This window comes from Streptomyces sp. NPDC053076 (genome assembly GCF_044546845.1).
Taxonomy (GTDB): domain Bacteria; phylum Actinomycetota; class Actinomycetes; order Streptomycetales; family Streptomycetaceae; genus Streptomyces.
The window spans coordinates 514,953-527,864 of record NZ_JBITZL010000001.1 but is presented as its reverse complement, the minus strand read 5'-3'; the positions used below and the strand labels follow the sequence as shown (position 1 = coordinate 527,864).

The window sequence follows — 12,912 nt, the reverse complement described above, 5'->3', positions numbered from 1 at the left end:
GAGGTGATCATGGTCCCGGCCACCCTCGGCAAAGTCGTCCCGCGCCCGTGAGTGCACGCTTCTTGTGAGCCGCCCGCCCCCCAACTACCTTCGGTGAGACGCACGTTGGACGTGGGATGTCCGGATGACCAGATGTCCGGCCGACGAAGGGCAGGTCGCACCGTGCCGTCATGTCTTCGCGCCCGTCTCAGATCCGTTCTCGCGGCCACCGCCGTCACCGCGGCCGCCCTGCTCGTACCGTTCGTACCCGCCCATCCGGCGCACGCCCAACCAGCCTCCGGATCACCGCAGTTCGAACAGCAGGTGCTGTTCAAGGCCGCCCAGGACCCCGGGTACGCGTGCTTCCGCATCCCGTCGGTCGTCCGGACGACCGACGGCACCCTGCTGGCGTTCGCCGAGGGACGCGTGCTCAACTGCGGGGACGCGGCCGACATCGACATCGTGGTCAAACGTTCCACCGACGGCGGACGCACCTGGGGACCGCTCCACGTGGTCAACGAGGGCGCCGGTGACACCCACGGCAACCCGGCACCGATCGTCGACCGCTCCACGGGCCGCGTCTGGCTCGCGGAGACGTACAACACGGGCCGTACGGACGGCGCCGGTTGTTCGGTCCCCTGTGACCGGACCCCGCATCTGCAGTACAGCGACGACGACGGCCTCACCTGGTCCCGGCCGCGCGATCTGAGCCCCGAGATCCTGCCCGCCGACTGGAACTCCTGGTACGCCACCGGGCCCGTGCACGGCATCCAGCTCACCCACGGCCGGTACGCGGGGCGCCTGGTCTTCGGCGTCAACACCGAGACCTGGGACGGCAGCCGGATCTCCGCCAACCACGCTGCCCTGATCGTCAGCGACGACCACGGCGGCCACTGGCGGATCGGCGCCACGGACACCTGGCCCATCGCCTCCGACGGCACCTTCCGGCAGAAGCCCTCCGAGCTCACCCTCGCCGAGCGGGACGACGGTTCGGTCCTGGTCAGTGGCCGGGAGCAGGACGGCACCGACCTCGGGCACCGTACCCAGGCCGTCAGCCGGGACGGCGGCACCAGCTTCACCGCGCCCTTCCGCGGCCTGCCGGACCTGTACACCCCGCAGGTGCAGGGCTCGATGCTGCGTCTGGGCGACCGCATCCTGCTCGCCTGCCCCGGCGACCCGGACCGGCGCCGCACGATGATGATCCGCTCCTCCTACGACGGCGGCCGGACGTGGGACAGCGTGGACCGCGGCACCGTCGTCACCACGGACTGGTCCGGCTACTCCGATCTGGTGCGCATCGGCTCCTCCGCGATCGGCCTGCTGTACGAGGGCGGCGCGGTGGACGCCCGCGACGAGATCCGCTTCGCCCGCTTCACCGAGGACTGGCTCGCCCCGCGCCGCGGCCCCGACCCGGTCACCCCCGACCTCGCCCGGCACGGCCGCCCGGCGGCGGTGCTCGGTGCCCCGGAGGCGACCGACGGCGTGTCCGGGGACGCGCTGGAGTTCGACGGCACCGGCGACGCCGTCCGGCTGCCGTACCGGGCCGGGCTTCCCCTCGGCGCGAAGGACTTCACGGAGTCGCTCTGGTTCCGGTACACGGCGACGGCCGGGGAGCAGCCGTTCCTGTGGATGGGCGGGATCGGCACCAGCCAGCCGCAGGTGTGGCTGCGCGGGGAACCGGCGAGCAACCGCGTCCAGGCGCTGATCACCGCGCGGGACGGAGCCGGTGCGCCGCGGACCGTGTCCGTGCGCACGGGCGCCGCGTACAACGACGGCCGGTGGCACCATGCCGTACTGCGCCGGGGCGGAGGGCGGCTGTCGCTGTCCGTGGACGGTACGGAGTCCTCCGTGGCGGACGTGCCGGGCTCGGTCAGCCGTAACGCGCCCTTCGGCGTCCATGTCGGTCAGCGCATGGACAGCCGCGCCTTCCTGACCGGCGCGCTGGACGAGGTGCGGGTGTGGGACCGGGCGCTCACCGACGAGGAGCTGACGGACCCGGACGTGCTGCGCTCACCGCAGGACACGGTGCTGTGGCTGCCCTTGAACCGGGTGCGCGGCTGACCCCCCGGTCGCCGCGTCCCCCGTCCCCTCGGGCGCGTCCGTGGTCGCCTCCGGATCGCGGGCCCGGCGCTTGGCGATGACCGCGCACACCATCAGCTGCATCTGGTGGAAGAGCATCAGCGGCAGGACGGCCAGGGAGGCGTGGCCGGCGAAGAGGACGCTCGCCATCGGCAGTCCGGAGGCGAGGGACTTCTTCGACCCGGCGAACTGGATGGCGATCCGGTCCTCCCGGCCGAAGCCGAGCGCCTTCGCGCCGTACCAGGTCAGGGCCAGCATCACAGCCAGCAGGACGGCCTCGACGCCCAGCAGGGCGGCCAGGCGTACGGGGCTCACCTGGTGCCAGATGCCCTGGTTCATGCCCTCGCTGAAGGCGGTGTAGACGACCAGCAGGATGGAGCCGCGGTCGACCAGGCCGAGCACCTTCTTGTGCCGGGTGACGAATGCGCCGATCCAGCGCCGCAGCACCTGACCGGCGAGGAACGGCACCAGCAGCTGAAGCACGATCTTCACCAGCGAGTCGGTGGAGAACCCGCCCCCGTCGCCCCCGAGCAGCCCCGCCGCGAGCAGCGGGGTGACGACGATGCCGATGAGGGAGGAGAAGGACCCGGCGCAGATCGCCGCGGGCACGTTGCCGCGGGCGATCGAGGTGAACGCGATGGACGACTGGATCGTGGACGGCACCAGCGTCAGGAACAGCAGGCCCTGGTACAGCGGCTGGCTCAGCAGGACCGGCACCAGCCCCCGCGCGGCCAGCCCGAACACCGGGAAGACGACGAAGGTGCAGATGAGGACGGTGACGTGGAGCCGCCAGTGCTTCAGTCCGTCCAGCGCCTCCCGGGTGGACAGCCGGGCGCCGTAGAGGAAGAACAGGAAGGCGATCGCGGCCGTGGAGGCGCCCGACATGACGTCGGCCGACGTGCCCCGGGCGGGCAGGAGCGCGGCGAGACCCACCGTCCCGAGCAGCACCACGATGTACGGGTCGATCGGCATCCAACTCGGCCAGCGCAGGCGTTTCACGGTGCTCCGATTGCTGTGTGCGTCGTACGGTCCGGGGCCCGCAGGGGCCCCCTCCATCGTCCTCCTCCCGTCATCGATCGGGAATCCCGTACACCGCTCTGACTGCCATCATGTTGCGCGATCACCGGCTAGGCTCGGGCGTGTGTACGAACCGACGCAGCTGCGTACCTTCCTGGCGGTCGCCCAGACGCTGAGCTTCACGCAGGCCGCCCGGCGGCTGGGGCTGCGGCAGTCCACGGTGAGTCAGCATGTGCGCCGGCTGGAGGACGCGGCCGGCCGGCAGCTGTTCTCCCGGGACACCCATTCGGTGGAGCTGACCGAGGACGGCGAGGCGATGCTCGGGTTCGCCCGCCGGATCCTGGAGGTGCACGAGCAGGCGACGGCGTTCTTCACCGGCACGCGCGTGCGTGGCCGGCTGCGGTTCGGCGCCTCGGAGGACTTCGTCCTGACCCGGCTGCCGGAGATCCTGGAGGGCTTCCGCTACGACCATCCCGAGGTCGACCTGGAGCTGACGGTGGAGCTGTCCGGCACCCTGCACGACCGGCTGGCCGCCGGGAAGCTCGACCTGGTGCTGGCCAAGCGGCGCCCGGAGGATCCACGCGGTGATCTGGTCTGGCGCGACGACCTGGTGTGGATCGGCGCCGAGCGGCTGCGGCTGGACCCGGAGCGGCCCGTTCCGCTGATCGTGTACCCGCCGCCGGGCATCACCCGAGCCCGCGCGCTGGAGGTTCTGGAGCAGGAGGGCCGGCAGTGGCGCATCGTGTGCACGAGCGGCAGTCTCAGCGGGCTGATCGCCGCGGCCCGCGCGGGCCTCGGGGTGATGGCCCACTCCCGGCGGCTGATCCCGCCGGGTCTGTTCCGGCTGCCCATGGTGGCGTCCCCCGGCCGGGCGGAGCCCAGAGCCCGGGGGAACGCCGGCCTGCCCGACCTGGGCAAGGTCGACTTCGTCCTCATCCACGGCCGCAACCGGGGCCCGGCCGAGGCCGCCGCGAACGCGCTGGCGGCGGCGATCCTGGCGGGCGGCGAGCGGCTGCGCCGGAGCGGCGGCTGACAGCGCCCGTCGCACCCACCCCTGAACGCCCGCGACCGCGCCGGCTGACGGCGGCGGCCCACTCGGCACCCCTGGACAGGGCCCGCGACCGCGCCGGAGCGGCGGCTGACGGCGGCGGCCGTCCCGGCGTCCGTCGGCGCGGGCCCGTCACCGCGCCGGGCGGTAGGTCAGCTGCTTCACCCGGCGCAGGAAGGGCGTCGCCTCCACGTGCTGGACGCCCTCCAGATGGCCCAGGGGGCCGCTCAGGTAGGCGTACAGGGCCGCGGTGTCGCGGACGACGGCGGTGACGACGATGTGGGAGGGGCCGGCCGTGGCGGACGCGAAGGCGATCTCGTCGTGGGTGGCGAGGGTCCGGCCGACGGAGTCCAGGGCGCCCGGGGACGTGGTGATCCACAGGATGGCCGCCTTGGGATAGCCGAGGGGCTCGCAGTCGTACTCGATGTCGGTGTACACCGCGCCGGAGGCGAGCAGGGCGGACAGGCGGCGTTTGATCGCGGACTCGGAGCGGCCGGTGGCGCGCCGGAGTTCGGGGTAGGTGGCGCGGCCGTCGCGTTCGAGGGCGGCGAGCAGCGGTGTGTCCTCGGGTTCCAGGCGGGCCGGCCCGGGCTCGGGCAGCACCGGGCGCAGGGCGGTGATCTGCTCGTCGCTCAGCGCCCCGAACTTGGGCAGCCAACCGTTCGGGCCGCCGTAGAAGCGGTGCAGGAGTTGCTGGGCGCGGATCTCGACGACGCTCGGGGTGCGGGGCAGCTTGCCGAGCAGGAGGTCGTCGTGATCGCCGGGGCTGCGCGGCCGGGTGATGCAGGCGATCTCGGTGCCGCCGGAGGCCAGCCCGATCCAGTAGGTGTCGGGGCGCCGGGCGAGCGCCTCGGCGATGACGGTGGCCCCGTCGGGCGCGCAGCGCAGCCGCAGCATCCACTGGTCCTGGCCGAGGCGTACGGCGTCGCGGAGGACGACGACGCGGAGGCCGGCCTCGGCGCACAGGCGGCGATAGCGGCGGGCGACGGTCTGGTCGGAGACGCCGAGGGCCGCGGCGATCCGGCTGAAGGGGGCCCGGCCGTCGACCTCCAGGGCGGAGAGCAGCTGGAGGTCCAGCAGATCGAGGGTGTCGGATTCCATCCGCAGCATGTCTTCCCCCATCGGATGCCGTCGCATGCGGCTCTCTGTCACGTCCGATCGGCCGGCACCCGGCCATCGTACGCAGCGATACGCAGCCCGTTCGTACAGGGGAGTTGAGGACATGCGTAGGTGGGGGACGCTCACGGCCGTGTGCCTGGGCACATTCATGCTGCTGCTGGACGTGACCATCGTGTTGGTGGCGCTGCCGGACATGGCGGATTCGCTGCACGCGTCGCTGGGCGATCTTCAGTGGGTGGTCGACGGGTACGCGCTGGCGCTGGCCGCGCTGCTGCTCGGGGCCGGTGCCGCGGCCGACATCCTGGGACGGCGCCGGGTGCACGTGGTGGGGGTGGCGCTGTTCGCGGCGGCCAGCCTGCTGTGCGGGCTGGCCTCCGGGCCCGAGCTGCTGGTGGCGGCGCGGGCGCTGCAGGGCATCGGCGCGGCGGCGATGTTCGCGACGACGCTGCCGCTGCTCGGCTCCGCCTACCAGGGACGGCAGCGCTCCGCCGCGCTCGGCGTGTGGGGCGCGGTCAGCGGCGGGGCCGCGGCGGTCGGGCCGGTGCTGGGCGGGCTGATCACGCAGGGCCCGGGCTGGCAGTGGATCTTCTATGTGAACCTGCCGGTGAGCGTCGTGGCGATCTGGCTGACCCTGCGGGAGGTCCCGGAGTCGCGCGGGCCGCGCGGGATGAGCGTCGACTGGGCGGGTACGGCGGCCTTCGCACTGTTCGCGGGCGGTGTGACGTACGCCGTCGTACGCGCCGGTGAGGACGGCTGGACGGCGCCCGCCACGCTGATCCCGCTCGCCGTGGCCGGGCTCGCCCTGGTGGCCTTCGTGCTGGTGGAGCGGCGGGTGGCGCATCCGCTGCTGGATCTGTCGCTGTTGCGGAGGCCGGCCTTCGTCGGGGTGATGCTGGGCGCGTTCGCCTTCAACGGGGTGGCGTTCGGCGGGATCGCCTATCTGTCGATCTGGATGCAGACGCTGCTCGGGATGTCGCCGGTGCGCGGCGGGCTGACGATGCTGCCGCTGACGGCGGTCTCCATGGTGGTCGCGGTGCTGGTCGGCCGGCTGCTGCACGGGGTGCCGGCCTGGCTCACGGTGGGCGGCGGGCTGCTGCTGATCGCCTCGGGCACCCTGTGCCAGGCGGTGCTGGACGCGGGCTCGGACTGGACGGCGCTGCTGCCCGGGTTCGTGCTGGTCGGGATCGGCACCGGGTTCGTGTCGCCGACGGTGGCCGGTGCGGCGCTGGCGACGGTGCCGGCGGAACGGTCCGGAATGGCGGGCGGCGCGGTCAACACGGTCCGACAACTGGGGTACGCGCTGGCCGTGGCCGTCTTCGGCACCGTGCTCACCTCGCGGATGACCGGGCGGCTCCCGAACGGTGCGGCCCACACGCTGGCCGGCGGTGGTGCCGGGGCGCTGCGCGGCGGCGTCCCCGAGCACACCCTGCGTGCCGCGTTCGCCTCGGGCCTGAACGGCGCGCTGGTGGTGACCGGCCTGGCCGGGGTGGTGGCCGGCGTCCTGGTGCTGGTGCTCGTGCGGGCGGGCCGGCCGGCGCCGCCGTCGAAGACCCCCGGCGCGGCACCGGAGAAGGCGACGGCGGCCCGCGGCTGAGACAACGCCGGCCTGCGACCGAGCGCGCGAACGGCCTGCGGCGGACACGGCGAAGCAACGGCGGTGACGGCCGGGGCGGAGACGACGAAGCAACGGCGGTGACGGACGGGGCGGAGGCTCGGCGGAGCAACCGCGGCCACGGACGGGGCGGAGGCTCAGTGGGGCCACGGCGCGACGGACGGGGCGGTCACGGAGAGGGTTCCGGGGCCGCCCCCGCGGGCGCGATGTGCGGTAATGAGCGCGTACAGATTCGGTGGAGATTACGGCACCGTAAGTTACTGACCCGTCAGTATTGTGTCCGGCCCTTCCCCATGTGCGGGCATTTCCTGGTCACCGGCGGGGAAGAACGAGAGGATTGCTCGGTTTCCGCACCCCTCCCGTGCGCCGACGGCGTGGGGTAGCTTTCACCGCGCTGTGCGGTGCATGGGCCAACGACGATGAGGCGCGAGAGACGGGGAGCGAGGTTGCGCGAGTTCACCAACCCTCCGCTGGCGTCGCCACCGCCGGTGGGCGGTCTGGCAGACGTCGTCTTCGAGCATGCCCGGACCGACCCGCTGCACATAGCCCTCGGCCGCAAGGACGACTCCGGGCAGTGGCGGGACGTCACCGCCGCCGAGTTCCGCGACGAGATCCTGGCGCTGGCCAAAGGACTGCTCGCCCGTGGCATCCGCTTCGGCGACCGGGTCGCGATCATGTCCCGCACCCGCTACGAGTGGACCCTGTTCGACTTCGCGCTGTGGGCCATCGGCGCCCAGGTGGTGCCGGTCTACCCCACTTCCTCGGCCGAGCAGTGCTTCTGGATGCTGTACGACGCCGAGGTGTCCGCGGCGATCGTGGAGCACGAGGACCACGCGATGACCATCGCCACCGTCATCGACCGGCTGCCCCGGCTGCGCGAGCTCTGGCAGCTGGACGCCGGCTGCGTGCGGGAACTGTACGACGCCGGGGCGCACCTGGACGACGAGGTGGTGCACCGGCACCGGCAGGCGGTCACCCCGGAGTCGGTCGCCACGATCATCTACACCTCCGGGACCACCGGCCGCCCCAAGGGCTGTGTCCTCTCGCACGCCAACTTCATGTTCGAGGCGGACACGATGATCGAGCGGTGGCAGCCGGTGTTCCACACGAAGAAGGACGACGAGGCGTCCACCCTGCTGTTCCTGCCGCTGGCGCACGTCTTCGGGCGGATGGTGGAGGTCGCCGCGATCCGCGGCCGGGTCCGCTTCGGGCACCAGCCGCAGCTGCACGCCGCCGCACTGCTGCCCGATCTGGCCGCGTTCCGTCCGACGTTCATCCTCGCGGTGCCCTACATCTTCGAAAAGGTGTTCAACGCGGCCCGCCGCAAGGCCGAGAAGGACGGCAAGGCGGGGCCGTTCGAGAAGGCCGTCGACATCGCCGTGAAGTACGCGGAGGCGGTGGAGGCGAAGGCATGGGGGACGGGGCCGGGCCCGTCGGCGGGGCTGCGCATGCAGCACCAGCTGTTCGACAAGCTCGTGTACGCGAAGGTCCGCGCCGCGATGGGCGGCCGTATCCGCAACGCGATGTCCGGCGGATCGGCGATGGACCGCCGGCTGGGACTGTTCTTCGCGGGTGCCGGCGTGCAGATCTACGAGGGCTACGGGCTGACCGAGTCGACGGCCGCGGCCACCGCCAACCCGCCCGAGCGCACCCGCTACGGCACCGTGGGCCAGCCCATCCCCGGCATGACCGTGCACATCGCCGACGACGGGGAGGTCTGGCTGCACGGCGGCAACGTCTTCCAGGGTTACCTCAACAACCCGAAGGCCACCGACGAGACCCTGCACGACGGCTGGCTCGCCACCGGCGACCTGGGTGCGCTGGACGAGGACGGCTATCTGACCATCACCGGCCGCAAGAAGGAGATCCTGGTGACCTCCGGCGGCAAGAGCGTCTCCCCGGGCGTGCTGGAGGAGCGGGTCCGCGAGCACCCACTGGTCAACCAGTGCATCGTGGTCGGCAACGACCGTCCCTACATCGCCGCCCTGGTCACCCTGGACCAGGAGGCGGTCGAGCACTGGCTGCAGATGCGCGGCAAGCCGAGGATGACCCCGGCCCGTCTGGTGAGCGACCCGGACCTGGAGACGGAGGTGCGGCGGGCGGTGGTCGCCGCCAACACCCTCGTCTCGCAGGCCGAGTCGATCCGCACGTTCCGCATCCTGGCCCAGCCGTTCACCGAGGAACACGGCCTGCTGACGCCGTCGTTGAAACTGAAGCGGAAGGCGATCGAGAAGGCGTACGTGAACGAGGTGGAGGCCCTCTACCAGTCCTGACGCCCGCCGACCGGCCGGAACGGATTCCGCGGTCAGGAATGCGGGGCGGCCCGAGATCGTTGACGATGGGAGTACCACCTGTCGACAAGCGAAGGATCGAAGGCTCGTGAGCAGCAAGGTCCCCCCGATCATCCTGAACAACGGCGTCGAGATGCCCCAGCTGGGCTTCGGCGTCTGGCAGGTGCCGGACGACGAGGCCGAGCGGGCCGTCGTCACGGCGCTGGATGCCGGATACCGCAGCATCGACACCGCCGCGATCTACGGCAACGAAAAGGGCACGGGCAAGGCCATCGCCGCCTCCGGCCTGCGCCGCGAGGACATCTTCGTCACCACCAAGCTTTGGAACAGCGACCAGGGCTACGACTCCACGCTGCGTGCCTTCGACGCATCGCTGGAGAAGCTGGGGCTCGACTACGTCGACCTGTACCTGATCCACTGGCCGCTGCCGTCGCATGACAAGTACACCGACACCTACAAGGCGTTCGAGAAGCTGTACGCCGACGGCCGCGTCCGGGCCATCGGCGTCTCCAACTTCCTGCCCGAGCACCTGCGCCGGCTGCTCGACCAGACCTCGGTCGTCCCGGCGGTCAACCAGATCGAGCTGCACCCGCATCTGCAACAGCGCGAGGCGCGGGAGTTCCACGCGGAGCAGGGCATCGCCACCGAGGGGTGGTCGCCGCTCGGGCAGGGCAAGGGCCTGCTGGAGGTGCCGGCGCTCGTCGCGATCGCGCAGAAGCACGACCGCACCCCGGCCCAGGTCGTGCTGCGCTGGCACGTCCAGCTCGGCAACATCGTGATCCCGAAGTCGGTGACTCCGTCCCGGATCAAGGAGAACATCGAGGTGTTCGACTTCAACCTGGACGACGAGGACCTCGCGGCGATCAGCGCGCTCAACGAGGACCGGCGCCTGGGCCCCGACCCCGCCACCTTCGACATGGTCTGACACCGGGCAGGGGGCGCCGCCCCCGTCCGACCCGGCCGTGCGTCCCGCCGACACGCGGGCGCACGGCCGGGTGCGTTCCCGATCTCGCGGACCGAGGTCTCGGCAGTCCGCACCTCGCCGACCAAGGTCTCGGCAGTCCGCAGCTCGCGGACCAAGGTGCCGGCAGTCCACCGGACGACTCGGTCAGGCCCGGAACGGCCCGGCCGAAGCCCGCACGCCGCACGCCTCAGTCGAACCGCACGTCCGCGTGCACCACTTCGAACTCCTCCAGGCCGACCACGTCCACGTGCGCCTTCGCCGACGCCTCGTGGCGCACGGCCGCCACGGCCGCGCGCGAGGCGGCCAGCGAGGCGCGGTCGACGAACAGGACGCCGGCCACGGCCACCCCCCGCTCGCGGTCGATCAGCAGGAACGTCCCGGCCAGTCCCGGGAGCGACTCGACCCTCGGCACCACCGTGGCCCGGAAGGTGTCGACGACCGGATCCGCGTCCCGCGGGTCGAACTCCATCCGGGTCGCGCGCAGTCCGCCGCCCTGGCGCGGGTGCCCGACCTGATGGAACACCGCGACCTCGTAGTCGGCGACCGACACCGAGCCCGCGAACGGCTCCAGCAGCTCCCCGCGCCGCTCGCGCATCACGTGGTCGCTGTTGCGCCGCGCCGTCTCGCTCTCCCACCAGCTCACCGCGAGGAGTTTGCCGAGTTCCCGGTCCGCGAACACGCCCGCTCCGCGGTACCCGGGGCGTTCCTCCAGCAGGTCCCGCCCCTCGCTGTTCAGCGACCTGAGGGCCGTGTCCAGCAGGGTCGGATCGCCGGTCGCATACACCGCGCGCACGAACATGAGCCTCGCCTCCGGAGGACGGTGACCAAAGACAGATCCGGACGAATGTCACCCATCTGGCCCAACCAGTCTCTCCAGCGATCGAAATCACCGCAATACGCGCGCGTTTCAGCCGTTCGCAACCCCGGGGTTGACGAGGGCATGCCCATGAGGTCACCGTGGACGCACCCGGTAAGGAAACTTTCCTAACAGAAGGGTGCTCCCCCACATGCGCCTGCGCACACTGACCCTCGCCGCGGCCTCCGGCACCGCCCTGCTCGCCGCCGGACTCCTGCCCGCCCACGCCTCGGCCGCCGCCTCCCCGAAGTCCGCCCAGGAGGGCTCGGTCGGCGCCGCCGCCCTGCTCGCCAAGGTGACGTCCTGTTCGCAGATCTCCAGCGGCAAGTACAAGACCGACGACGAGACGTCGGCCACGATCCCCGTGTGCGGCAAGAACGGCGCGGTGTTCTGGAAGGCCGACATGGACATCGACTGCGACGGCCAGCGCACCACCAACTGCAACGAGGACCGCGACCCCTGGTACCAGGACGACACCGCGTTCCACCAGTCCGACGGCAAGCCGCTGAAGGCGGAGACCCTGCCGTACGTCGTCGTGCCCAGCACCAGCAGCATCTGGAACTACTCCGGCGCCGGGATCAAGGGCGGCGGTGTGGTCGCCGTCATCTACAACAACAAGGTCGAGTACGCTGTCGTCGGCGACACCGGCCCCACGAAGATCATCGGCGAGGCGTCCTACGCCACCGCCAAGGCACTCGGCATCGACCCCGACCCGGAGACCGGCGGGGTCGACTCGGGCGTGACCTACATCCTGTTCAAGAACTCCAAGGTCTCCCCCATCGAGAGCCACAGCGCCGCGGTCTCCCTCGGGGACCAGCTGGCCCAGCAGTTCATCGCCGACAACTAGCGCACCGCATAGGTCAGTTGGGTTGTCCCAGCGGGCGGATGACGACGGTGTCGACATCGACCCCGGCCGGCTGCCGGATCGCCCCGCCCGCTGCAACTCGGCGCCGTCCGGCCCGGTCGCTAAACGGGGCGTACCGCCGTGTGGACCGTGTACGCGCCCAGTACGAACACGTCCGGCCGTACGTGCACGCTCGCCGGGTCGGACGGGTCGAGCAGGCGGTCCAGGGTGGCGCGGTCGCCGGCGTCCAGCGTGGCGGCGAGGCCCTCGCGCACCCGGGACAGGTGCGCGGCGACGTAGGCGCGGGCCCGGTCGCCGGCCGGGGCCGGCAGGTCGAGCAGGAAGGTGCGGGTGCGGGTGTGCCTCAGGCCGGCGGCGGTCAGCAGGGCGGGCCAGTCCTCGGTGGCGGCGACGGAGTTCGGCAGGTCGGCCCGCATCCGGGCGAACCAGTCCTCCGCCAGCGCGTCCAGCCGCGCCTGCAGTCCGGGGCGGCCCATGCCGATGTCCCGGGGCAGGAAACGGGAGGGCAGACCGCCTTCGAGGAGGGCCAGGGTGCCGCCGGGAGCGAGCCGTGCGGCGAACGCGGCCAGTGCGGCCCGCTGGTCGCCGAGGTGGTGCAGACTGCGGCTGGCCCACAGCAGGTCGGCCGGGTAGTCCAGCTTGTCGAGTGCCTCGGGCAATTCACCGGCGACGGTGTCGAAGCGGTCGCCGACGCCCTGGCGCACGGCCCGCGCGCGAGCCCGTTCCAGCAGTGGCGCGGCGCTGTCGACGGCGACGATCCGGGCGGCGGGAAACGCCTCGGCGAACAGGCAGGAGACGACTCCGGGGCCGCTGCCCGCGTCCACGACCAGCCCCGGTTCGGTCACCTTCTGCGCGAGCCAGGCCATGGCCCGCTCGTAGACCGGGCTGAACAGTTCCGCCTGGGCCTCCAGCACGGAGCCCATCTCGCTCCAGTCGATGTCCGCGCCGTGACCGCGCCCGTGGCCGTGGCCATGGCCGGTGTGGTGCTGGTCGTGGTGGTCGTTCGCCATGGTGTCAGCCTCTCGTCCGGATGCCGTCAGCGTGCGACGGCACCACGGCCGTGGGCCACTTTCGTTGCCGTC

10 protein-coding genes are annotated in these 12,912 nt (G+C 72.0%); 6 read left to right on the top strand and 4 right to left on the bottom strand.

The features are described 5' to 3' along the window. The first annotated feature begins 162 nt into the window (after window positions 1-162). Window positions 163-2,040, top strand: coding sequence for an exo-alpha-sialidase (locus ACIGYR_RS02270; RefSeq protein ID WP_399604332.1), 1,878 nt, complete (start codon window positions 163-165; stop codon window positions 2,038-2,040). Here ACIGYR_RS02270 and ACIGYR_RS02265 read toward each other — a convergent pair. Beyond that, complete coding sequence (locus ACIGYR_RS02265; RefSeq protein ID WP_399604334.1) at window positions 1,990-3,057, bottom strand: bile acid:sodium symporter family protein; 1,068 nt, start codon at window positions 3,055-3,057, stop codon at window positions 1,990-1,992. The two genes, ACIGYR_RS02270 and ACIGYR_RS02265, sit on opposite strands and share 51 nt — an antisense overlap. A 142-nt stretch (window positions 3,058-3,199) precedes the next feature. On the opposite strand from ACIGYR_RS02265, the gene ACIGYR_RS02260 reads away from it, so the two are divergent. After that, entirely contained in the window at window positions 3,200-4,108 is a 909-nt protein-coding gene (locus tag ACIGYR_RS02260; RefSeq protein ID WP_399604337.1) for a LysR substrate-binding domain-containing protein, read from the top strand. A 147-nt stretch (window positions 4,109-4,255) separates the two neighbouring features. Here ACIGYR_RS02260 and ACIGYR_RS02255 read toward each other — a convergent pair whose 3' ends face one another. Further along, window positions 4,256-5,233, bottom strand: coding sequence for an Lrp/AsnC family transcriptional regulator (locus ACIGYR_RS02255; protein WP_399604340.1), 978 nt, complete (start codon window positions 5,231-5,233; stop codon window positions 4,256-4,258). A gap of 112 nt (window positions 5,234-5,345) precedes the next feature. On the opposite strand from ACIGYR_RS02255, the gene ACIGYR_RS02250 reads away from it, so the two are divergent. The 3 genes from ACIGYR_RS02250 (at window position 5,346) to ACIGYR_RS02240 (ending at window position 10,070) form a co-directional block, all read left to right on the top strand. Continuing rightward, window positions 5,346-6,836 (top strand): MFS transporter, encoded by a 1,491-nt coding sequence (locus ACIGYR_RS02250; RefSeq protein WP_399604343.1) that lies wholly within the window; start codon window positions 5,346-5,348, stop codon window positions 6,834-6,836. Between the two features lie 464 nt (window positions 6,837-7,300). Continuing rightward, a complete protein-coding gene (locus ACIGYR_RS02245; RefSeq protein WP_399604346.1) occupies window positions 7,301-9,127 on the top strand; it encodes an AMP-dependent synthetase/ligase in 1,827 nt (608 codons plus the stop codon). Window positions 9,128-9,233: 106 nt separating this feature from the next. After that, window positions 9,234-10,070 carry an aldo/keto reductase gene (locus tag ACIGYR_RS02240; RefSeq protein ID WP_399604348.1) on the top strand — a complete coding sequence of 279 codons (837 nt, stop codon included), beginning with the start codon at window positions 9,234-9,236 and terminating at the stop codon, window positions 10,068-10,070. A gap of 226 nt (window positions 10,071-10,296) precedes the next feature. On the opposite strand, the gene ACIGYR_RS02235 is transcribed toward ACIGYR_RS02240, so the two are convergent. After that, window positions 10,297-10,908 (bottom strand): hypothetical protein, encoded by a 612-nt coding sequence (locus tag ACIGYR_RS02235; RefSeq protein ID WP_399604352.1) that lies wholly within the window; start codon window positions 10,906-10,908, stop codon window positions 10,297-10,299. Between the two features lie 208 nt (window positions 10,909-11,116). Between ACIGYR_RS02235 and ACIGYR_RS02230 the strand changes: the two genes are divergently transcribed. Beyond that, the gene (locus ACIGYR_RS02230; RefSeq protein ID WP_391841832.1) at window positions 11,117-11,812 is read left to right on the top strand and encodes a glycoside hydrolase family 75 protein; all 696 of its coding nucleotides are present in this window, start codon (window positions 11,117-11,119) and stop codon (window positions 11,810-11,812) included. A gap of 119 nt (window positions 11,813-11,931) precedes the next feature. Here ACIGYR_RS02230 and ACIGYR_RS02225 read toward each other — a convergent pair whose 3' ends face one another. After that, complete coding sequence (locus tag ACIGYR_RS02225) at window positions 11,932-12,840, bottom strand: class I SAM-dependent methyltransferase (protein WP_399604353.1); 909 nt, start codon at window positions 12,838-12,840, stop codon at window positions 11,932-11,934. Window positions 12,841-12,912 lie beyond the last annotated feature (72 nt).

Excerpts from the sequence above, each read along its gene's own strand:
- ACIGYR_RS02235 (WP_399604352.1), bottom strand. The coding sequence starts at position 10,908 with ATGTTCGTGCGCGCGGTGTATGCGACCGGCGATCCGACCCTGCTGGAC.
- ACIGYR_RS02255 (WP_399604340.1), bottom strand. The coding sequence starts at position 5,233 with ATGCTGCGGATGGAATCCGACACCCTCGATCTGCTGGACCTCCAGCTG.
- ACIGYR_RS02225 (WP_399604353.1), bottom strand. The coding sequence starts at position 12,840 with ATGGCGAACGACCACCACGACCAGCACCACACCGGCCATGGCCACGGC.
- ACIGYR_RS02230 (WP_391841832.1), top strand. The coding sequence starts at position 11,117 with ATGCGCCTGCGCACACTGACCCTCGCCGCGGCCTCCGGCACCGCCCTG.
- ACIGYR_RS02250 (WP_399604343.1), top strand. The coding sequence starts at position 5,346 with ATGCGTAGGTGGGGGACGCTCACGGCCGTGTGCCTGGGCACATTCATG.